At 67.5% G+C, this 20,841-nt stretch carries 19 protein-coding genes and 1 pseudogene; 14 read left to right on the top strand and 6 right to left on the bottom strand.

What is annotated here, in order from left to right; translation table 11 throughout:
• Positions 1-68 precede the first annotated feature (68 nt).
• Both hisS and OVA13_RS06080 read left to right on the top strand, forming a co-directional pair.
• Complete coding sequence (gene hisS, locus OVA13_RS06085; RefSeq protein WP_267792901.1) at positions 69-1,466, top strand: histidine--tRNA ligase; 1,398 nt, start codon at positions 69-71, stop codon at positions 1,464-1,466.
• Position 1,467: 1 nt separating this feature from the next.
• Positions 1,468-3,372: an HAL/PAL/TAL family ammonia-lyase gene (locus OVA13_RS06080; RefSeq protein WP_267792900.1), complete on the top strand. Its 1,905-nt coding sequence runs from the start codon at positions 1,468-1,470 to the stop codon at positions 3,370-3,372.
• Positions 3,373-3,522: 150 nt separating this feature from the next.
• Here OVA13_RS06080 and OVA13_RS06075 read toward each other — a convergent pair whose 3' ends face one another.
• Positions 3,523-5,415: a sensor domain-containing diguanylate cyclase gene (locus OVA13_RS06075; protein ID WP_267792899.1), complete on the bottom strand. Its 1,893-nt coding sequence runs from the start codon at positions 5,413-5,415 to the stop codon at positions 3,523-3,525.
• A gap of 154 nt (positions 5,416-5,569) precedes the next feature.
• Here OVA13_RS06075 and OVA13_RS06070 point away from each other — a divergent pair, with 154 nt between their 5' ends.
• The 12 genes and pseudogenes from OVA13_RS06070 (at position 5,570) to OVA13_RS06015 (ending at position 16,452) form a co-directional block, all read left to right on the top strand.
• Positions 5,570-5,896, top strand: a complete 327-nt coding sequence (locus tag OVA13_RS06070) for a YerC/YecD family TrpR-related protein (RefSeq protein ID WP_267792898.1) — start codon at positions 5,570-5,572, stop codon at positions 5,894-5,896.
• 8 nt (positions 5,897-5,904) lie between these two features.
• Positions 5,905-6,819, top strand: a complete 915-nt coding sequence (hisG, locus tag OVA13_RS06065) for an ATP phosphoribosyltransferase (RefSeq protein WP_267792897.1) — start codon at positions 5,905-5,907, stop codon at positions 6,817-6,819.
• A complete protein-coding gene (gene hisD / locus OVA13_RS06060) occupies positions 6,816-8,129 on the top strand; it encodes a histidinol dehydrogenase (protein ID WP_267792896.1) in 1,314 nt (437 codons plus the stop codon). Before hisG ends, hisD begins: the two co-directional genes overlap by 4 nt.
• Positions 8,126-9,187, top strand: a pseudogene (gene hisC, locus OVA13_RS06055) (histidinol-phosphate transaminase); the annotation flags it as partial. The gene hisD and the pseudogene hisC, both read left to right, overlap by 4 nt.
• Positions 9,188-9,270: 83 nt before the next feature.
• Complete coding sequence (gene hisB / locus OVA13_RS06050; RefSeq protein WP_267792895.1) at positions 9,271-10,344, top strand: bifunctional histidinol-phosphatase/imidazoleglycerol-phosphate dehydratase HisB; 1,074 nt, start codon at positions 9,271-9,273, stop codon at positions 10,342-10,344.
• Positions 10,341-10,943, top strand: coding sequence for an imidazole glycerol phosphate synthase subunit HisH (gene hisH, locus OVA13_RS06045; protein ID WP_267793458.1), 603 nt, complete (start codon positions 10,341-10,343; stop codon positions 10,941-10,943). Before hisB ends, hisH begins: the two co-directional genes overlap by 4 nt.
• Complete coding sequence (gene hisA / locus OVA13_RS06040; RefSeq protein ID WP_267792894.1) at positions 10,940-11,677, top strand: 1-(5-phosphoribosyl)-5-[(5-phosphoribosylamino)methylideneamino]imidazole-4-carboxamide isomerase; 738 nt, start codon at positions 10,940-10,942, stop codon at positions 11,675-11,677. The genes hisH and hisA overlap by 4 nt, the downstream gene beginning before the upstream one ends.
• Positions 11,671-12,447 carry an imidazole glycerol phosphate synthase subunit HisF gene (gene hisF, locus OVA13_RS06035; protein ID WP_267792893.1) on the top strand — a complete coding sequence of 259 codons (777 nt, stop codon included), beginning with the start codon at positions 11,671-11,673 and terminating at the stop codon, positions 12,445-12,447. The genes hisA and hisF overlap by 7 nt, the downstream gene beginning before the upstream one ends.
• Positions 12,437-13,063, top strand: coding sequence for a bifunctional phosphoribosyl-AMP cyclohydrolase/phosphoribosyl-ATP diphosphatase HisIE (hisIE, locus tag OVA13_RS06030; protein ID WP_267792892.1), 627 nt, complete (start codon positions 12,437-12,439; stop codon positions 13,061-13,063). Before hisF ends, hisIE begins: the two co-directional genes overlap by 11 nt.
• 188 nt (positions 13,064-13,251) lie before the next feature.
• Positions 13,252-14,826, top strand: coding sequence for a calcineurin-like phosphoesterase C-terminal domain-containing protein (locus OVA13_RS06025; RefSeq protein ID WP_267792891.1), 1,575 nt, complete (start codon positions 13,252-13,254; stop codon positions 14,824-14,826).
• Between the two features lie 120 nt (positions 14,827-14,946).
• The gene (locus OVA13_RS06020; RefSeq protein WP_267792890.1) at positions 14,947-15,840 is read left to right on the top strand and encodes a cupin-like domain-containing protein; all 894 of its coding nucleotides are present in this window, start codon (positions 14,947-14,949) and stop codon (positions 15,838-15,840) included.
• A gap of 33 nt (positions 15,841-15,873) precedes the next feature.
• Positions 15,874-16,452: a YdeI/OmpD-associated family protein gene (locus OVA13_RS06015; protein WP_267792889.1), complete on the top strand. Its 579-nt coding sequence runs from the start codon at positions 15,874-15,876 to the stop codon at positions 16,450-16,452.
• Between the two features lie 132 nt (positions 16,453-16,584).
• Here OVA13_RS06015 and OVA13_RS06010 read toward each other — a convergent pair whose 3' ends face one another.
• The 5 genes from OVA13_RS06010 to OVA13_RS05990 all read right to left on the bottom strand — a co-directional run bounded on the left by OVA13_RS06010 (position 16,585) and on the right by OVA13_RS05990 (position 20,825).
• Entirely contained in the window at positions 16,585-17,454 is an 870-nt protein-coding gene (locus tag OVA13_RS06010; protein WP_267792888.1) for an aromatic amino acid exporter YddG, read from the bottom strand.
• 6 nt (positions 17,455-17,460) lie between these two features.
• On the bottom strand, positions 17,461-18,162 hold the full coding sequence (mtnC, locus tag OVA13_RS06005; protein WP_267792887.1) for an acireductone synthase: 702 nt from the start codon (positions 18,160-18,162) through the stop codon (positions 17,461-17,463).
• A 48-nt stretch (positions 18,163-18,210) separates the two neighbouring features.
• On the bottom strand, positions 18,211-18,771 hold the full coding sequence (locus OVA13_RS06000; protein WP_267792886.1) for a 1,2-dihydroxy-3-keto-5-methylthiopentene dioxygenase: 561 nt from the start codon (positions 18,769-18,771) through the stop codon (positions 18,211-18,213).
• A 94-nt stretch (positions 18,772-18,865) separates the two neighbouring features.
• Positions 18,866-19,507, bottom strand: a complete 642-nt coding sequence (locus OVA13_RS05995) for a methylthioribulose 1-phosphate dehydratase (protein ID WP_267792885.1) — start codon at positions 19,505-19,507, stop codon at positions 18,866-18,868.
• Positions 19,508-19,532: 25 nt separating this feature from the next.
• Positions 19,533-20,825, bottom strand: a complete 1,293-nt coding sequence (locus OVA13_RS05990; RefSeq protein WP_267792884.1) for an amino acid permease — start codon at positions 20,823-20,825, stop codon at positions 19,533-19,535.
• Positions 20,826-20,841 lie beyond the last annotated feature (16 nt).

Raw genomic sequence — 20,841 nt, 5'->3', positions numbered from 1 at the left:
GCGCTTTCCTGACGATGCGCGGCCTTCCCACTTAGAATGTGTCATTGCCGTCCGCTGGAGTTTTTCGCTTGATCAAGCCCCGTACGCCGCCCGGAGTGATGGAACTGCTTCCGCGCGAGCAGATCGCCTTCCAGCGCATGCTGGACACCATTCGCCGCAACTACGAGCGCTTCGGTTTCCTGCCGGTGGAAACACCGGTGTTCGAGCTGTCGGAAACGCTGCTTACCAAGTCCGGCGGTGAGACCGAGCGGCAGGTGTATTTCGTGCAGTCCACCGGCGCGCTGGCAAAGGAGGGCGAAGGCTTGCCGGAACTCGCGCTGCGCTTCGACCTGACCGTGCCGCTGGCGCGCTACGTGGCCGAACACGAGCACGAGCTGACCTTCCCGTTCCGGCGCTACCAGATCCAGCGCGTGTACCGCGGCGAGCGCGCGCAACGCGGGCGGTTCCGCGAGTTCTACCAGTGCGACATCGATGTGATCGGCAAGGATGCGCTCGGCGTGCGTTTCGACGCCGAGATCCTGGCGGTGATCCATGCCGTGTTCAGTGACCTGGGCATCGGCGCGTTCACCATCCAGTTGAACAACCGCAAGCTGATGCGCGGGTTCTTCGAGGCGCAGGGCGTGACCGACAGCGAGCAGCAGGCGCTGGTGCTGCGCGAAGTGGACAAGCTGGACAAGCGCGGCGCGGATTACGTGCGTGAGACCCTGACGGGCGAAGGTTTCGGCATGGCGGCCGATGCGGTGCAGCGCATCCTCGACTTCGTCGCCGTGCGCTCCACCGGACATGCGGACGCACTGGCCAGGCTGGATGCCCTGGGGCAGGGCAGCGATACCTTCAACCAGGGCATCGCCGAGTTGCGCGAGGTGCTGCACCTCGTCCATGCGCTGGGCGTGCCGGAAAGCGACTACTGCCTCAATTTCTCGATCGCGCGCGGACTGGATTACTACACCGGCACGGTCTACGAGACGCAGCTGGATGACTACCAGCAGATCGGTTCGATCTGTTCCGGTGGCCGTTACGACGACCTCGCCAGCCACTACACCAAGTCGAAGCTGCCCGGCGTGGGTATCTCGATCGGGCTGACCCGCCTGTTCTGGCAGCTGCGCGAGGCCGGCCTCATCGCAGGCGTCGACGAGAGCAGCGTGCAGGCGATGGTGGCATTGATGGACGACAGCCAGCTTGCGGAATCGCTCGACATCGCCCGTCGCCTCCGCGTTGCCGGCATCAACACCGAAGTGCAGATGGAATCACGCAAGCTGGCCAAGCAGTTCCAGTACGCCTCGCGCGCGGGCATCCGCTTCGTGGTGCTGGCGGGCGAGGACGAACTGGCGCGCAATGTGGTGACGGTGAAGGATCTGCTGCGCGAGCAGCAGTTCGAAGTGAAGCGGGAGGAACTTGCCAGCAGCCTGCAGGTCGAGCTTGAACAGGCCCGGCTGGAGCAGGCGCGCAAGTTGGCGGGGCGTTGAGATGAAGCCGATCCTGCTGGATGGGCAGTCCCTCACCCGCGACAGGCTGGTTGAGATCGCGTTCGGTGCCAGCGTGGCACTGGACGCTACCGCATTGAAGGCGGTCGCGCGCGCGGCCGACTTCCTGGCCGAACAGGTGCGCCGCGAGGAGCCGATCTATGGCGTTTCCACCGGTTTCGGCAGCAATGCCGACAAGCTGCTGGGCGCGCACCCGTTGCGCGACGAGCTGCCGAATGCCGTCAGGTCCGGCCGTTCGCTGCACGAAGAACTGCAGCACAACCTGATCGTCACCCACGCGGTGTGCGTGGGCGAACCGATGGCGCCGGAGATCGTCCGCGCCATGCTGGGCATCCGCATCAACACGCTGCTGAAGGGACATTCCGGCATCCGCGTGGAAACCCTGCAGGCGCTGGCTGCCATGCTCAATGCCGGCATCGTGCCGGTGGTGCCGTCGCTGGGTTCGGTGGGTGCGTCCGGCGATCTCGCACCGTTGTCGCACCTGGCCATCGTGCTGCTGGGCGGTGGCGAAGCCTTCTACCAGGGCGAGCGCATTCCCGGCGCTGAAGCGTTGGCTCGCGCCGGCCTGGCGCCGGTCACGCTGTCGTACAAGGAAGGCCTGGCGCTGAACAACGGCACCGCGCAGATGCTGGCGATGGGCGTGCTGGCGACCTACCGCCTGGACAACCTGCTGGATACGGCCGACCTGGCCGCGGCCATGACCATCGACGCGTTCGCCGGTCGCCTGGGGGCGTTCGCCGAAGAAGTGCATGCCCTGCGCCCGCATCCCGGCCAGGTGCACGTGGCGGCACGCCTGCGTGAACTGCTGGACGGTTCCACCCTGGCCGACATTCCCTACCACCTGGTGCCGAAGTTCCGCTCCTGGTTGCCGTCAAGCTGGAACGTGCCGGACATGGGCTGGCCCGAATCGCAGCAGCTGCGTTTCGACATCGGTTGGGAATGGGTGCCCACGGAACAGCGCCATGGTCGCGAGAAGTTCTACCGGCGCTTCATGCCTTTCCGTGGCGGCAAGAAGCACCAGCCGCAGGACAGCTATTCGCTGCGGTGCATTCCGCAGGTGCATGGCGCCGTGCGCGACGCGGTGGCCCAGGCCAGGCGGGTGCTGGAAATCGAGCTCAATGCGGTGACCGACAATCCGCTGGTGTTCCCGGACAGGCAGGCCGAGCACGTGGAGGAGCAGGTGATTTCCGCCGGCCATTTCCACGGCATGCCGCTGGCGTTGGCGATGAGCTACGTGAAGGCCGCCATCCCGACGCTGGCTTCCATCTCCGAGCGTCGCCTGAACAAGCTGGTCGATCCCGCCACCAACGACGGCCTGCCTGCGTTCCTGATCGGCAACGAGGACGGTACCGAGTCGGGCCACATGATCGTGCAGTACACCGCGGCCGCCATCGTCAACGACCTGGCGAGCCGTGCGCACCCCGCCAGCGTATTCTCGGTACCGACGAGCGCGAATGCCGAGGATCATGTGTCGATGGGCGCGAACGAGGCCCGCCATGTGCTGGCGATGGTGCAGGACCTGGGCAAGGTGTTGGCACTCGAGCTCTACACCGCCGCACAGGCGCTGGACCTGCGCCGGGACATGATCAATGCGGCGCGCGACCTGGCCCGCCGCGCGGATGCCGAGCGATTGGCGACCAAGGTGGCCGGTGGCCCGTTGCCCGAGAGTGCAGGACGCGCGGTGTTCGTCGAGGAGGTGGAGGCGTTGCGCGCCGCGCTGGCGGCCACCGACGAGTTCCATCCCGGCCATGCCGTGGCGGTCGCCCACGCAGTGATCCGCGCGGCGATCCCATTCCTGGACCGCGACCGCGCGATGGATGGCGAAGTGGCCGCCGCCGTGCGGCTGGTGGAGTCGGGTGAGATCCTGGCCGCGGTGCGCAACCTCTGATCCGATGCCGGGTGGGAGCGACGTGAGTCGCGACTGCATGAGGGGCCGCTGTGCACGTCACACCCTGACGTTCGCGCGGCGCGTTACCTGTCGCTACTCACGTCAGCTGTCGCGACTCACGTCGCTCCCACCGTGCGTGCGGCAAGCGCCTCACAGCGTCCGCACGCAGTCGCGGCCTTCGGCCTTGGCGGCATAAAGCGCCTGGTCCGCCACCTGCAATGCGGATTCCAGGCTGTTGCGGGCTTCCAGGTCCACGCAGTGCACGCCGATGCTGGCCGAGACCGGTATCTGCAGGTCGCCACTGCGGCAGGGATTCGCACGCAGCGCCTGCCGCAGCTCTTCCGCCACCGCACTCGCATGACCCAGGCCCATGCCGGGCAGGGCGGCGATGAATTCTTCCCCGCCGAAACGCGCCACCAGTGCATCGTAAGGCTGCAGGACTTCGGCCATCGTGTTGGATGTCCAGCGCAGGCAATCGTCGCCGACCAGATGGCCGTACGTGTCGTTGATGCGCTTGAAATGGTCCAGGTCGATCATCAGCAGCGAGATCGGCTGGCGCGAGTTGCGCGCCCGCGACAGCAGCAGTTCGAAGGCTTCGCGGAAATGCGTGCGGTTGTAGAGATCGGTCAGGCCGTCGTGGCGGCTGAACTCGTGCAGGCGCTGGTGGGCATCCTCCAGTTGCGTCATCGCCTGTCGCAGTTCGGACGTGCGAAGTTCGACCTTCTGTTCCAGCTGGTTCTTGGCATCGCGCACGATGCGTTCGTTCTCGTTGCGCAGCGCGGCGTACCGGTAGCCCAGCGCCACCGAGAGCAGCAGCATCTCCAGCGCCGAGCCGATCTGCACGCCGTATTCGGTCAGGAAGGTCTTCGGCAGCAGGCCGAAGGCCAGCGCGACGAACACCGCCGTGCCCAGCAGGAACATGCCCCACGCCAGCAGGAACACCTTCGCCGGCCGGTAGCCGGTGCGCACCACCACCAGCGTCACCGCGGCGATCCAGATGATGCTGGGGAACACGGCCGCCGACGCGATCGGCGTGGCGATGTGGTACGGCAGCTGGGTTGCCGCGATGCCCAGCAGCACGAAGAACGCGATGATGCCGCGGCTGATGCGGTCGCCGGTCCGCCAGCGCTCGCGCAGGTTGAGGAAAGTACGCGCGAACTGCTGCATGCCGATCTGCGCCAGGCAGACCGACAGCGGCACCGCCTTGTCGGCCAGCCAGGTGGAATGCGGCCACAGGTACTCGAAGCCGAGCCCGTTCAGCGTGAACAGCACCAGCCCGAAGGCGCTGATGTGGAACAGGTACCAGAAGTAGCTGCCGTCGCGCAGTACCAGCCACAGCACCAGGTTGTAGAAGAACAGCGCGAGCAGGATGCCGTAGTACAGGCCGATGCCCAGTTGCCCATCGCGCGACAGTTCCGCGAAGGCCGCGGGCGTGTAGAGCGCCAGCGGCACCTGCATCGAGCTCTGGCTCTGCACGCGCACCAGGATGTCCACCGGCGTGTCGGTGGGCAGGTCCACCCAGAAGTTCGGGTGACGGTAGCGCACGCTGCGCTGCTCGAACGGGAAAGTGTCGCCACCCGCGTGATGCACCTCGCGCCCATCGGGATAAGAGAGGTACACGTCGATGCGGTCACTCAGTGCGTACTGCTGTACCAGCAGCCAGCGTTGCTCACGCGGGTTGTGGTTGACGACGCGGGTGTGGAACCAGAATGCGCCCGTCTGGAAGCCGAAGGAGGCATCACCATCGGGCAGGGGATTGAAACGTCCTTGCGCCAGTGCCCGGCGCGCCTGGTCCAGGTTGGCGATGCCGCCTGCATCGTGCAGATAGGTGGTGTGGGTGCCGAGGGGTGTATGCGTCGCGCCCGCATCGATCTGCAGGGGCGGCACGCCCTGTGCCAGGCATGTCGCGGATGCCAGCAGGACGATCGCCAGCCAGCACCAGACCCAACCCATGCTCCGCTTGCCCATCCCGGTCCCCCCCAGGGTGTCGCGTGCGCCGGACGGAGGGTCCGGTTCGCGCGGCTTCCATGCCAGTGTACTCATCGTCCGGGGCATCTCCAGTCCATGCGACGCGTCCAGCCTTGCGGTCTGACCTTTACAACGCAGTCAGGCCGCGGGAGCGGGCAGGCGGGTTGACGATGTTGCGGCATTGCATTAATGTATTAACACGTTAATACATTGGAATGTTCACCGACTCATGAAGCGCCGGCCCGCCATCGAAGAGCCCAAGGACGCCGCCCCGCTGACGGCGCTGGCGCAGGCCTTGGCCGCGCTGGACACCCCGGGGGCGGTGCGTGCGTTCCTGGAGGACCTGTGCACGCCCGCCGAGCTCGAAGCCATGGCCGACCGCTGGCGCGTCGTGCCGCTGCTGTTGAAGGGTGTGCCGTACCGCGAGATCCACGACCTGACCCAGGTCAGCGTCACCACCATCGGGCGCGTCGCCCGCACCCTGGAGCGCGGCGCCGGCGGTTACGCCGCGGCGTTCCAGAGCCAGCAGGCCGCCTCGTCGTCCGCATCCCACTGAGTCCCCCCATGAGTCCGCCCCTTGCCTCCGCGACGCGTGAGCGTCTGCGCATTGCCATCCAGAAGAGCGGCCGCCTGGCCGAGCCCGCACGTGCGCTGCTGGCCGCCTGCGGCCTCAGCTGGCGCGAAAGCCGCGACAAGCTCTTCTGCTATGGCGAATCCCTCCCCGTCGACCTGTTGCTGGTGCGCGACGACGACATTCCCGGCCTCATCGCCGATGGCGTCTGCGACTTCGGCATCGTCGGCCGCAACGAGCTCGACGAACAGGCCGGTGAACGCACCCTGGTCGGGTTGCCGCAGGCCTACCGCGAACTGCGCCCGCTGGGATTCGGTGCCTGCCGGCTGATGCTGGCCGTGCCGGAGAGCTGGGAATGGACGGGTCCGGCGCAACTGCAGGGCCTGCGCATCGCCACCAGTTATCCCGCGATCCTGCGCCAGTGGCTGCAGTCCGAAGGCATCGACGCGGCGGTGGTGGAGCTGTCCGGTTCGGTCGAGATCGCGCCCAAGCTGGGCACCGCCGACCTGATCTGCGACCTGGTTTCCAGTGGTGCCACGCTGGCCGCCAACCAGCTGAAGCCGGTGCAGACCCTGCTGGACAGCGAAGCGGTGCTGGCCGGTCCCGCCAAGTCGTTCGACGACGCGCGCGCAGGCCTGGCCGACATGCTGCTGCGGCGCCTGGATGGGGTGCTCAAGCTCAAGGACAGCAAGCTGCTGATGTTCCGCGCACACCGCGACACGGTGGCGGAGCTCTCGCGCCTGCTGCCCGATGCCGATGCCCTGGTGACCCTGCCCGGCGAGGGTGATGGTCCGTTGTCGCTGCAGGCCATGTGCCACGGCGTGGTGACCTGGCAGCGCCTGGAAGAACTGCAGCGTGCGGGTGCGCAAGGCCTGATGGTGCTGTCGGTCGAGAGGTCGCTGGCATGAGCACGCCTTCCACCCGTCGTTACGACTGGAACTCGCTGGACGAAGCCGCCCGAACGGCGCTGCTCGCGCGTCCCGTGCAGATCGTCGCCCAGCGCACGCGCGATTCCGTCGCCGCCTTGCTGGCGGATGTCCAGGCGCGTGGCGACGACGCGCTGCGGGAGATCACGGCGCGGTTCGATGGTGTTGACCTCGCGGCGCTGGAAGTGGATGCGCAGGAATTCGCGGCTGCCCGTGAGCAGGTTCCCGCCGACCTCGTGGCCGCGATGGAAGAGGCGGCTGCCCGCATCGAAGCCTTCCATCGTGCCGGCATGGCCACGCCGTATGCGGTGGAAACCGCACCGGGCGTGGTCTGCGAGCGCGTGATCCGGCCGATTCCCCGCGTCGGTCTGTATGTGCCCGCGGGCAGTGCGCCATTGCCGTCCACCGCATTGATGCTGGGTATTCCGTCCCGGCTGGCAGGCTGTCGCGAAGTCGTGCTGTGCACGCCGCCGCGCAAGGACGGCACCGCGGACCCGGCGGTGCTGGTGGCTGCGATGCTGACCGGCGTGACCCGCGTGTTCAAGCTGGGAGGCGCACAGGCGATCGCCGCGATGGCGTACGGCACGGGCAGCGTGCCCAAGTGCGACAAGTTGTTCGGTCCGGGCAATAGCTATGTCACCGAAGCCAAGCAGCAGGTCGCTCAGGGAGGCGGCGCCGCCATCGACATGCCGGCCGGGCCGTCCGAGGTGCTGGTGATCGCCGATGCCGGTGCCGATGCGGCGTTCGTCGCCGCCGACCTGCTCTCGCAGGCGGAACACGGACCGGACTCGCAGGTCCTGCTGCTGTCCGACGACGATGCGCTGATCGACCGCGTGCAGATCGAAATCGACGCGCAGCTGTCGCGGCTGTCGCGCGAGGACATCGCGCGTACCGCACTGTCCGCCTCGCGGCTGGTGCGGGTGCCGGATCTGCGGGAAGCATTCGCCATCAGCAACCGGTATGCGCCTGAACACCTGATCCTGGCGCTGCGCGATCCGCGCGCCTGGCTGGACCGCGTGGAGGTGGCGGGTTCGGTGTTCCTGGGCGACTACACGCCCGAAGCCCTGGGCGACTACTGCAGCGGCACCAACCATGTGCTTCCCACCGGTGGCGCGGCGCGCGCCTACAGCGGGGTCAGCGTGTCCAGCTTCCAGAATTTCGTCAGCGTGCAGGCGGTCAGCCGCGCGGGCATCGATGCCATCGGCGGCTGTGCGCTGACGCTGGCGCGCGCGGAAGGGCTGGATGCCCACGCCAATGCGGTGGCGCTGCGCCTGGGCAGGGAGGCGGCATGAACGACGTCGTTTCCCTGGTGCGTCCCGATCTGCGCGGGTTCGCCGGCTACAGGTCGGCGCGCAGTGAAGCCCTGCAAGGCGACGTGTGGTTGAACGCCAACGAGTCGGCATGGGCCAACCCGGCAGATGGCCAGGGGCGCAGCCGTCGTTATCCGGATCCGCAGCCGCCGGCCCTGCGCGCGCGGCTTGCGCAGCTCTATGGCGTGAAGCCGGATCAATTGCTCATCGGACGCGGCAGTGATGAAGCCATCGATCTGCTGGTGCGGGCGCTGTGCGTGCCGGCGCAGGACGCCATCGTGGTGACGCCGCCGGTGTTCGGCATGTACGTGGTCTGCGCACGCCTCCAAGGCGCGCGCATCGTCGAGATTCCGCTGGTGGATGACGAGGCCGGTCTCACTGCCGACCTGGACGCGATCCGCGATGCGGCACTGGCGCAGGGGGCGAAACTGGTGTTCCTGTGCTCGCCTTCCAACCCGGCCGGCTCCGCGATTCCGCTGGAGGGCATCGCGGCATTGACGCGCGCACTGGAAGGTCGCGCGCTGGTGGTGGTGGACGAGGCCTACGGCGAGTTCGCCGACGGAGCATCCGCCGCCACCCTGCTGGAAGCACATGCCAACATCGCCGTGCTGCGGACGTTGTCGAAAGCGCACGCGCTGGCCGCCGCGCGCATCGGGGTGGTAGTCGGCGATGCGGACCTGATCACCGTGCTGCAGCGGTGCCAGGCGCCGTATCCGGTGCCGACGCCCTGCGCCGACCTGGCACTGGAGGGATTGTCCGACACGGCGATCGCGCAGACGCAGGAGCGGGTGGCCATGGTGCGTCGCGAGCGCGAGCGGCTGTTGTATGCCTTGGGTCGAGTGCCCGGGGTGCGTCGCGTCTATCCTTCCCAGGGCAATTACCTGCTGGCGCGATTCGACAACGCCGACGGCGCCTTCCACGCCCTGCTCGCGGCCGGCGTGGTGGTGCGTGACCAGCGCGCCGCGCCGCAACTCGGTGACGCCCTGCGCATCACCATCGGGTCCCCGGAGCAGAACGATCGCGTGCTGTCGGCGCTGAACAGGGATTCGAGCGTCCCGCACGGCACCTTGGCCCCTGCCGTTGGCGCTGTCCGGCCCGAAGTGCGTTCCACGGAAACCATGCCATGACCGCGATCCTCTTCATCGACCGCGACGGTACCCTGATCGAGGAGCCGGAAGACTTCCAGATCGATGCCTACGAGAAGGTGCGCTTCGTGGCCGGTGTCATTCCCGCGCTGCTCAAGCTGCGCGACGCCGGTTACCAGTTCGTCATCGTCAGCAACCAGGACGGCCTGGGCAGCGAGCAGTATCCGCGCGCCAGTTTCGACGGGCCGCAGGCGCTGATGATGCAGGTGTTCGAAAGCCAGGGCATCCGTTTCCGCGACGTCTTGATCGACGAGAGCTGGCCGCACGAGAACAAGCCCACCCGCAAGCCGGGCATCGGCCTGATGCTGCCCTACCTGCAGGACCGAAGCATCGACTGGTCGCGTTCGGCCATGGTGGGCGACAGGCCGACGGACATCGAGTTCTCCGACAACCTGCGCATCCGCGGGTTTCAGCTGAAGACGACGCAGTTCGGCGGCGAGTGGGACTGGGCTGGCATTGCACATGAGTTGGCCGACGCGCCACGTCGTGCGGTGGTCCAGCGCAATACCAAGGAGACCAGGATCCGCGTGGAAGTGGATCTCGACCGCATCGCGGAGCCCGTCGCGAAGACCGGTCTTCCGTTCTTCGACCACATGCTGGAGCAGATCGGCAAGCACGGCGGCTTCGCGCTGGACGTGCGCGCGGACGGCGACCTGCACATCGACGAACACCACACGGTGGAAGACACCGGCTTGGCGTTGGGACAGGCCCTGAAGGAGGCGCTGGGCGACAAGCGCGGCATCGGTCGCTACGGCTTCACGCTGCCGATGGACGAGACGCTGGCCAGCGCGGCGCTGGATTTCAGTGGCCGCCCGTACTTCGTCTTCAACGGCGATTTCCGGCGCGAGCGCGTCGGTGATCTGCCGACCGAACTGGTGCCGCATTTCTTCCGCTCGCTCTGCGATGCCTCCGGGTTGAACCTCAACCTCAGCGTGCAGGGCGACAACGACCATCACAAGGTGGAAGCCTCGTTCAAGGCGCTGGCGCGTGCCTTGCGGCAGGCCGTCAAGCGCGAGGGCGCGGAACTGCCGTCCACCAAGGGTGCGCTCTGATGCGCGTCGCCATGATCGATGCCGGCGGCGCCAACCTGGGCTCGGTGCGGTATGCGCTCAACCGCCTGGGCGTGGAGCCCGAGCTGACCACCGATGCGGACGCGATCCGCGCGGCGGACCGGGTGATCCTGCCCGGCGTCAGCACCGCGGCACAGGTGATGGGTGGGCTGCGCGAATGGGCGCTGGTCGAGGTGCTGCGCACCTTGGAGAAGCCCTTGCTGGGTGTCTGCGTGGGCATGCAGCTGCTGTTCGAACATTCCGAAGAGGACGACACGCCCTGCCTGGGCCTGGTGCCGGGCCGCGTGGCCAAACTGCCCGTCACGCCCGGCATCCGCGTGCCCCACATGGGGTGGAACACACTCGTGCGCCAACGCGAAAGCGTGTTGACCCGCGATGTCGACGATGGACGCCATGCCTACTTCGTCCACAGCTATGCCGCGCCGGTCACGGTCGATTGCGTGGCCTCCAGCGAGCATGGCGTGCCCTTCGCCGCGATCGTGCAGCGTGGCAACGTGGGCGGCGCGCAGTTCCATCCCGAGCGCTCGGCCGACGTCGGCGCGCGCCTGCTGGAGAATTTCCTGAAATACGGTGTGCAATGAACGGATTCACCATTTATCCCGCCATCGATGTGCGCGAAGGCCGCGTGGTCCGTCTGGCACAGGGCGATTACGCCCGCGAAACGCGCTACGAAGGCACGCCACTCGATGTCGCCGTGCGCTATGCCTCACAAGGTGCGGAATGGCTGCACCTTGTGGACCTGGATGCGGCGCGTGCGGGCGGCTACACCCTCGCACCGCTGCTGGGTGAGCTTGCGCAACACACGTCACTGAAGGTGCAGACTGGGGGAGGCGTCCGTCAACGCGAGGACGTCGCGCGCATCCTGGATGCCGGCGCGCAGCGCGTCGTGGTCGGCTCGCTGGCCGTGCGTCAGCCCGAAACGGTGCTGGCGTGGCTGCGGGAATTCGGCAGCGAGCGCATCACGGTCGCGCTGGACACGCGCCGGGACGACGATGGCGCCTGGCGCCTCCCGGTGCATGGCTGGACGGAGACCGCATCGGAAACCCTGGACGAACTCGCATCGCGCTACGCCGAGGGCGGGCTGCGCCACCTGCTGTGCACCGACATCGCCCGCGATGGCATGCTGACCGGGCCGAACCTGGACCTGTACGCACATCTGCGGCAGGCCGTGCCATCGCTGGAGGTGCAGGCCTCCGGTGGCGTCAGCGCGGTCGTCGATGTCAGTGGCGCGCGTGCCGCCGGCTGCGCCGGCATCGTGCTCGGGCGGGCCTTGCTGGAGGGCAGGTTCGAACTCCCCGAGGCGCTGGCATGTTGAGCCGCCGCATCATTCCCTGCCTGGACGTGCGCGAAGGCCGCGTGGTCAAGGGCGTGAAGTTCCGCGACCACGTGGACATGGGGGACATCGCCGAACTGGCGCTGCGCTACCGCGACGAAGGGGCCGATGAACTGGTGTTCTACGACATCAGCGCCAGTCCCGAAGGACGTTCGGTGGACTATGCCTGGATCGAGCGTGTCTCGCGCCTGCTGGACATTCCGTTCTGCGTGGCTGGCGGCATCCGTGATGTCGAGACGGCGCGTCGCGTGCTGCACAGCGGTGCCGACAAGGTGTCGGTGAACACGCCCGCGCTGGAGCGGCCCGGCCTGATCGGCGAACTTGCCGAGGCTTTCGGTGTGCAATGCGTGGTCGTCGGCGTGGACTCCATCCTGGAGGCGGACGGCGAGTGGCGCGTGCGCCGTTACACCGGCGATCCGGCCAAGACACGGGGCGCCGGTCTGCGTACGCTGGACTGGGTGGTGCAGGCGCAGCAGTTGGGCGCGGGCGAGATCGTGCTGAACTGCATGGACCAGGACGGCGTGCGGCGCGGCTACGACATCGCACAGCTGCAGGCCGTGCGTGCGCTTTGCACGGTGCCGCTGGTCGCCTCCGGCGGCGCTGGCGCGATGGAGCATTTTGCCGAGGTGTTCCGGCAGGCCGACGTGGATGGCGCGCTGGCGGCCAGCGTGTTCCACAGCGGGCATGTCGGGATCCCGGCATTGAAGACCATGTTGGCAGGGCAGGGCATCGAGGTGCGGCGTGGCGAATGAAACCGAGACGGCGGCCTTCGATGCGTCGCGGCTGGACTGGGGCAAGGGCGATGGCCTGCTGCCCGTCATCGTGCAGGACGCCGACAATCTGCGCGTGCTGATGCTGGGCTACATGAACCGCGAGGCATTGCAGGCAACACTGGCGGGGGGCCGCGTGACCTTCTACAGCCGCAGCAAGCAGCGCCTCTGGACCAAGGGCGAAAGCTCCGGCCACGTACTGGAACTCGTGTCGCTCACGTCGGACTGCGACGACGACACCCTGCTGGTGCTGGCCCGTCCCCACGGGCCAACCTGCCACCTGCAGCGGGCCAGTTGTTTTCCCCAGGCGCCCGCCGCGTTTCTTTCGGAACTGGACGTGCTGGTGGCGGAGCGCGAGCGCGCGCGTCCGCAAGGCAGCTACACCACCCGGCTGTTCGAGGAGGGCGTACGTCGTATCGCCCAGAAGGTGGGCGAGGAGGGTGTCGAGACCGCGCTGGCGGCCGTAGCGCAGGACGAAAACGCGCTGCTGGGCGAGAGCGCCGACCTCCTGTACCACCTGATCGTCCTGCTGCGGGCACGTGGCCTGTCGCTGGCGGACGCCGTCGCCGTGCTGCGCCAACGCCACGCGGCTGCGTAAGGCACGCAGGGCACGCCTGCTCCCGCGAACTCGGTGTGGCCCGCCTGATGCGGGAGCGACGCAAGTCGTGAGCTTTTTCCGCAGACATCACGACATCGCCCGCGCCGATGACCGTCGCGACTTGCGTCGCTCCCACAACGGCAATACTGCTGCGCCATAATCCTCCGGTCTTTCCGGCTGGAGTCGCCATGCGCGCTTCGTTGATCGCTCTCCTCCTGGCGTTGCCGGCGGTCCCCGCCCTTGCGCTGCCGCCGCCCTGCAGCGGGGGCCAGGTGTATGTGGATCGCAACGGCAACGCGACCCGCGATGCGGGCGAACCGGGCCTGCCGGGCATCAAGGTGTCCAACGGTATCGACATCGCGGTCAGCGACGCGCAGGGCGAGTACAACCTTCCGTATGCGGACGGTCGCACCCTCTTCATCATCAAGCCGGCGGGTTATGACCTGGTCGTGCTTCCGGATGGCTTGCCGGCGCGCTGGCGCAATCTGCAGTACCACGCGGGCCCTGTGCTGAAGTACGGCGGCATACCGCAGCGCCAGCCCGATTGCACGCACTTCGGTCTGCGGCCGCAAGCAGCGGCGAAGCACGATGAGCTCGATGTGTTGCTCTTCGCCGACAGCCAGACGTCCTCCGCGCAGGACGTTGACTACTATTGGCGCGACATCGTGCAGCCACTCGTCGGGAAACACGGTGCCGCCCTGGGTCTGACCCTGGGCGATGTGACCAATGACGACCTGTCGCTGTATCCGCAGATCCTGCGTACGACGATGAGCCTGCAGGTGCCGTGGCTGTTCATTCCCGGCAACCACGATCTGGACTTCGATGCTGCCGGGGATGAGGACTCGCTGCGCACGTTCCGCCATCACCTGGGACCGGACACGTTCGCGTGGGAAGAGGAAGCGGTGACGTTCATCGGGCTGGACGACGTGATCTACCAGCCCGGCAAGACGCCCGCGTACTTCGGTGGTTTGCGCGAGGACCAGTTCGCGTTCCTGCAGGCCTACCTGCCGACCGTACGCAAGGACCGGTTGCTGGTGATCGGCGTGCACATCCCGTTCTTCGAAGCAGGGCCGCGCGGATTCCGTGCGGCCGACCGCGAGCGCCTGTTCGCGTTGCTGGAAGGATTTCCGCATGTGCTGCTGCTCAGCGGGCACACCCACACGCAACGGCACTGGCACCACGACGCCACCACCGGCTGGCACGGCATCCGGCCCCTGCACGAATACAACGTCGGCGCCGCCTGCGGTGCCTATTGGTCGGGGGTGAAGGACGCCCAGGGCATTCCCGACACGATGATGGCCGACGGTACGCCGAACGGGTACGCCCGCCTGCGCGTGCTGGCGGGCGGCGACTACGCGCTGTCATGGCAAGCGGCACGCGCGGAGGATGACACCGGCATCGGCCTGCACGCCCCCAGGGTGCTGAGGAAAGGCGCGTATCCGGCATGGGGCGTCTACGCCAACGTCTATATGGGCGACGCGCGGACCAGGGTCGAGTACCGCGTCGATGGTGGCGAATGGAAGCCGATGAAGCGGGTCGAGCAGCCCGACCCCAGGCTGCTGGTCGAGAACATGCGCGACGACCTGGCCGACCGCCTGCGCGGTTACGACCGCTCGCCCGAAGCCGAGCCCTCGCCGCACCTGTGGCGGGGCGCGTTGCCGACCGACCTGGCCGACGGGGACCATACCGTCGACGTGCGCGCCTTCGATGCCTGGCTGGGCGAGCGCACCGCGTCTACCCGATACCGCCTGCAGTCGCCCTGAGGCGGCACCCGCCTTCTCCCGGCGTGGGTTCCCGCCACGTGGCCGGGGCACGGCTGGCGGGCGGCCTGTCCGGGTCGAGGTGCTTTCGGCGTTTGCTTGGTTAATACAGGGGGAATACCAATGTCCAAGTGCTTTGCCGAGGGCCTGCCCGCAGGCCAGTTCGACCGTGCGCCGTTCACTTTCAAGCACCAGCTGCTCGGCCATCCTGCACTGAGCATCGAAGGACTCTCCGAATCCCTTCCGCAGCTGCCCGCCGACCGCATCGCGTATTCCAAGGGACTGTCGGACCTGACGGTCAATTTCGACCGGGCGCACATCGAACATGGCAACGGCCTGAGCCTGCGCGAGACGATAGAGACGATCCGCACCTCGAACTCCTACATCGCGGTGCGCGACCCGGAAGACCATCCGGCCTTCCGCGGGCTCTACGAGGACCTGCGCAGCGAAGTCACCGCGTTGCTGCGCGGAAGCGGCAAGTCGCGCGCGATCTACGAGCCGCGCATGTGGCTGTTCATCGCATCGCCCAACGCCATCACGCCGTTCCACTTCGACCGCTATTCCAACGTGCTGATGCAGATCCGGGGCAGCAAGCAGGTGGCGGTGTTCCCCAACTTCCGCCATGACATCGTCGCCCAGGACGTCTGCGAGGCCTACATGGATCGCGAAAGCTCCGTGTCGCTCTGGCGCGACGAACTGGACCAGCATGCGCTCAAGTTCGACTTCATGCCGGGCGATGCGTTGCACATTCCCTACATCAGTGGCCATTACGTCAAGAACGGGTCCGAGGATGTCTCCATCTCGCTGTCCTTCTTCTTCCAGACGGATGAAACGCGCCGCTGGACCAGTGCGATGCGGTTCAACCACCGCTGGCGTAAGTGGGGCGGCGCGCTGGGCCTGTCGCCTGACCCCGTCGGCACGTCACCGCTGCTGGACCGTGCGAAGGCGCAGATGCTGCCGATGGCGAATGGCCTGGGTCGCGTGCTGGGGCAGGCACGCCGGCTTGCGCGCGGCTGACCATCGCCGTGCGGGGCTGGGTATCATCAGCGCATGCCGGCCCCTGAACTTCCCGTCCTGCATTTCAAGACCCCGCAGGCATGGGAGCAGTGGCTTGCGGCGTCGACGGCCGCTGCCGGCGTCTGGCTGAAGATCGCCAAGAAGGATGCCGGCATCGCCTCGGTGACGTATGCCGAAGCGCTGGACGTGGCGCTGTGCCATGGCTGGATCGATGGGCAGAAGAAGGGCCTCGATGCGCAGTTCTTCCTGCAACGCTTCACGCCGCGCCGCCCCCGCAGCCTGTGGTCCAAGATCAATGTCGCCAAGGTCGAAGCGCTGGCGGCCGCCGGGCGCCTGCGGCCGTCAGGCTTGCGCGAGGTCGAGGCGGCGAAGGCCGACGGGCGTTGGGCGGCAGCGTACAGTGGGGCCGCCTCGATGGAGGTGCCGGAAGAACTGGCAAAAGCGCTGGCGAAAAACCGCAAGGCGCGCAGCTTCTTCGAAGCCCTCGACAAGACCAACCGTTACGCCGTGTGCTGGCGCGTGCAGACCGCGCGCAAGCCGGAGACACGCGCGGCACGGATCGAAACGCTGGTGGCCATGCTGGCGCGTGGCGAGAAGATCCACACGACGTGAGGCGGTGATCCGGGCTGGCTAGCAAATTGCGGGCTGGCGCGGAACGCGTGGCTTGCTGGCGCTGAGGCGGGCGGGCTGCGTGGCGCGTAGTCTAGGGATTCGTTTCCCGCCATGCGGAAACGCGAATCGCTTTCATCGGGCGCGCGGCGTGCGCACGCTGAGCCATGCGCCGGCCAGCAGCAAGGCAATCGCGACGGCCTGGATCCAGTGCGCCTGCGCGCGGCCCGATGCCACCAGCAACAGGGTGGACAGCAGAGGCGCCAGGTAGGACAGGCTGCCGAGCAGCGCGATGTCGCCGCGCTTGGTGCCGTGATCCCACAGCCAGAACGCGGCACCCACCGGCCCGGTGCCCATGATCAGCAACACCACCCACTGCGACGCGGTGGGGGCCACGGTTGTTTCGAACAATCCATGCGCCACGCCGCCGAGCACGGCCACGCCCGCGCAGGCGACGGTGATCGCCGCGCTGGGTACATCAGCGAAGCGCCGGTTGAGCACCGAGTACAGCGCCCAGATCAACGCGGCACCCAGCGCCGCCAGATAGCCCGGCATGAATTCCGGCCGGATGTCGATGCTTTCGCCGCGGGTGACCAGCAACGCGGCCGCTACCAGGCCCAGGACGGTGCCCAGCCACTGGCCGCCACGCACCTCCACGCCCGCGAGCAGGCCGGCGAAGACCACGATCAACAACGGCCAGAGATAGTTGATCAGGTTGGCTTCCACCGCCGGCGCGCGCTTGAGCGCGATGAAGTAGAGCGCGTGGTAGCCGAACAGCGCGGCGGTGGTCAATGCGAACGCAAGCCAGGGTTGCCGCAATGCCTGCCAGCCGGGGCGTCCCTGCAGTGCGGTGCGGACAAGCCCCAAGAGCGCCGCCACGCCGAAGCCGATAGCCAGTACCTGGAACGCCGGCAAGCCCTCGGTTGCCGTCGTCAGGACGGCGAGCGAGGACCACAGCAGGATGGCCGCCAGCCCGATCCAGGTGGCCGTGCGTTGCGCCGTCACGGCGGATCAGGTGTCGAGCGTGACGTCGGCGAACGTCGCCACGCGTGCATGGCCGTGGGCAGCATCGCCGGTGCGCGGCACCGGATAGTCCTGCAGCCGGTCCACCAGGCGCGTGGACATGCCGGCGTCGCGCGCGGCATCAAGTTCCTCCACCACGTCCGACAAGAACAGGATCTGCTCAGGCGCGATGCCGGTCTGCCCGGCGATGCGGCGGTAGCTGTCCGCATCGCGCTTGCCACCGACTTCGGTGTCGAACCAGCCGGCGAACAGCGGGGCGAGGTCGCCGGCGTCGCTGTGGCCGAAGAACAGCTTCTGCGCCGGCACCGAGCCCGACGAGTAGACGAACAGCGGCAGGCCGCGGGCATGCCACTCGCGCAGGGCCGGCGCCGCGTCGGGATAGATGTGGGCGGTGAAGTCCGCTTCGCGGTAGCCCGCTTCCCAGATCATTCCCTGCAGCGCCTTCAGCGCGGTGTGCTTGCGGTCCTGGTCAATCCATCCCTGCAGGGTCTCCACGATGACATCGTCGCTGCAGATGCTGCCGTGCTCGGTGGCCACCATGTCCAGCCAACGGCGCACCTCGGGCTCGTGCCCGTGCTCGCGAACGAAGCCGGGCAGCGCGCGGCGCGCATACGGGAACAGCTCATCCTTGACGAACGAGATGCTGCTGGTGGTGCCTTCGATGTCGGTCAGGATGGCGGAAACGGGCATGGGCAAAAGGGGTTCGTTGGGGCGGGGCGCGAGAGGGCGCCCGCCATGTCAATTCGGCTGCGTCAGGCCGTCGTAGCGCGGAAACTGCTGCGCAAGCGTGGTGCCGGTGAAGTGGCCGACCCAGCCGTCCGGCTCGGTGAAGAAGCGGATCGCAACGAAGTGCGGCTCCGGCCCCATGTCGAACCAGTGCAGGGTGCTGTCGGGCACGGCGATCAGGTCGTCCTTCACGCACTCGACTTCGTACACCTTGTCGTCCACGTGCAGCGTGAACAGGCCCGAGCCGGCGACGAAGAAGCGCACTTCGTCTTCCTTGTGGTAGTGCTCGTCCAGGAATTTCGCGCGCATCGCTTCGCGCTGCGGATTGTCCGGCGCGATGCTGACCACGTCGACGGTCTTGAAGCCGCGCTCGGCCACCAGCCGGTCGATGTCGGCACGGTAGGCGTTCATCACCTCGTCCGGTGAAGCACCGGGTTCGATCGGCTGGGTGGCGTGCCAACGCTCGAACGTCACCCCGATCTTCTTCAGTTCGGTGGCGATGAAGTCCGGATCGTAACTGGCGAATTCCGGTGTGGCGGGGTCGGTCTCGTTGAAGATGCGGAGGCGGCTCATGGCGACAGGCTCGGCGCGTGGGGAGGGTAGGGTAGCAGGCACGCCGTCACGCGCCCGTTGCCGGGCCGGAACGCTGTGGTCCGCCCCGCGGATGTCAGCGACGGCAGCCGAGCTTGCGCAGCTCGAGTTCGCAGTGGAACAGGAACTCGAAGGCTTCCAGATGGCGGCGCGCCTCGGCCATGTCGCGGCCCCACGCGTACAGGCCGTGGCCGTCGATCAGGTAGCCCCACAGCGGCTGCCGGTCCAGCAGCGCGTCCACCTGTGCGGCGAGGGTCGGCATGTCCTGGGTGTTGGCGAACACGGGCACGTCGATGGCCATCTCGTGCGTGCTGTTGCCGTGGAACGCCTTCAGCAGCTCGTAGCCTTCCAGCCGGAGGTGGCCCGCGCCGGCGAACAGTCGCGAAGCGATGGTCTGAACGGGCGAATGCGTGTGCAGCACGCAGCCGATGTCCGGGTAGCGCCGGTACAGCTGGGTGTGCAGCAGGGTTTCGGCGGACGGGCGGTGGTCGCTGCCGACGGCCTTGCCGTCGAAATTCACCACCATGATGTCGCCTTCGACCAGCCGGCCCTTGTCGCGGCCGGAAACGGTGATGGCGGCATGCGCGTCGTCCAGCCGGTGCGAGAAGTTGCTGCTGGTGGCGGGCGTCCAGCCCAGCTGCGAAAGCTCGCGGATGTTGCTGATCAGCAGGCCGGCGAGGTGCTGGAGGCGTTCGGAATCGTAGGGCAGTGCGCTCATGGGCGCAGTTTAACAAGACGCGGTTTCACGCGCCTCGACGTCGCGAGAAACCACGGTAGGCCGCCAGCGCCAGCAGGGCGATGATCAGCCCGCCCACCAAGGTGGCGACCGGCGTCGAGTAAACCAGCAGGCCGCAGGCCACCAGCGCGCCCATGCCGATGATCCGGTCGAGCGAGGTGGCCGGCCGGCCCGGCGCGCCCAGCAGCAGGCTGAGGCCGGCGGTGGCGTAGGCCATGACCACCAGCACCACCACCATCTGGATCAGCGTCTCGAACTGCCCGGATACGGTGGGCGACAGCGTCAGCATGGCCAGTGCCGTCATCGACAGGGCGACCAGGAACAATCCCCAGCCGGCCGACCCGTTCTGCCGCAGGCGACCGAAGATCGCGGGCAGATAGCCACGATGGGCTGCACGTGCGCCGGATTCACCGGTGACCAGCATCCAGCCACCCAGCGTGCCCGTGGCCTTGAGCGCCGCCGCGGCCGCGATGATCGGGATCGCCCAGGCACCGAACATCTGCCCCGCCACCAGGGCGAAGGGTGCGCTGGACGCGGCCAGCTGGTCCACCGGCACGATGCCCATCATCAGCACCGAGGACACCAGATAGACCACGCCCGCGATCAGGATGCCGCCCAGCGTGGCGATGGGCACGTTGCGCGCGGGGTTGCGCACCACGCCGGCGACCATCGCGCCGGTTTCCAGCCCCACGAAGGCCCAGAAGATCGGCGCCAGCGAACTGAATACCACCGAGGCGTCGGACTGCCCGGAGACATTCCATGCCGCGCGATACAGGTCGCTATCGAAACTGCCCCATCCCCAGATCAGGATAACCGCCACCGGCAGCAGGCCCAGTACCACGCACAGCGACTGGAAGCGGGCGATCTGCCGTGGGCCCATCAGGTTCAGCGCGAACATCAGCCAGATGAGGACCAGCTGCCCGCCCAGGCGCGTCCACTGGCCGTCGCCGACGGGAAGCAGGATCACCAGATAGCCGAACGCCGCCACCGCGATGGCGTTGTTGCCTATCCACGACGAGATCCAGTACATCGTGGTTGCCAGGAATCCCATGTCACGGCCGAGCGACGGGCGCACGTAGTCGTCCGGCGACTCCAGGTTGGGGTAGTCGCGTGCCAGGCGTGCGAATGCACTGCCCAGGACCACCGCCAGCACGGTGCCCAGCAGCCAGCTGAGCGCGGTGATGCCGCCGGATTTGGCCAGTGTGGCGGGCAGCAGGAAGAACCCCGAGCCGATCATGTTGTTGGCCACCACGAAGGTAGCCAGGACGGGGCCGATCTGGCGGACATTGACGGTCGTCATCGGGAACTGCCTGGAA

The sequence above is a fragment of the Pseudoxanthomonas sp. SL93 genome (genome assembly GCF_026625825.1).
Classification (GTDB): Bacteria; Pseudomonadota; Gammaproteobacteria; order Xanthomonadales; family Xanthomonadaceae; genus Pseudoxanthomonas_A.
This window is presented reverse-complemented; position numbering and strand designations above follow the sequence as displayed.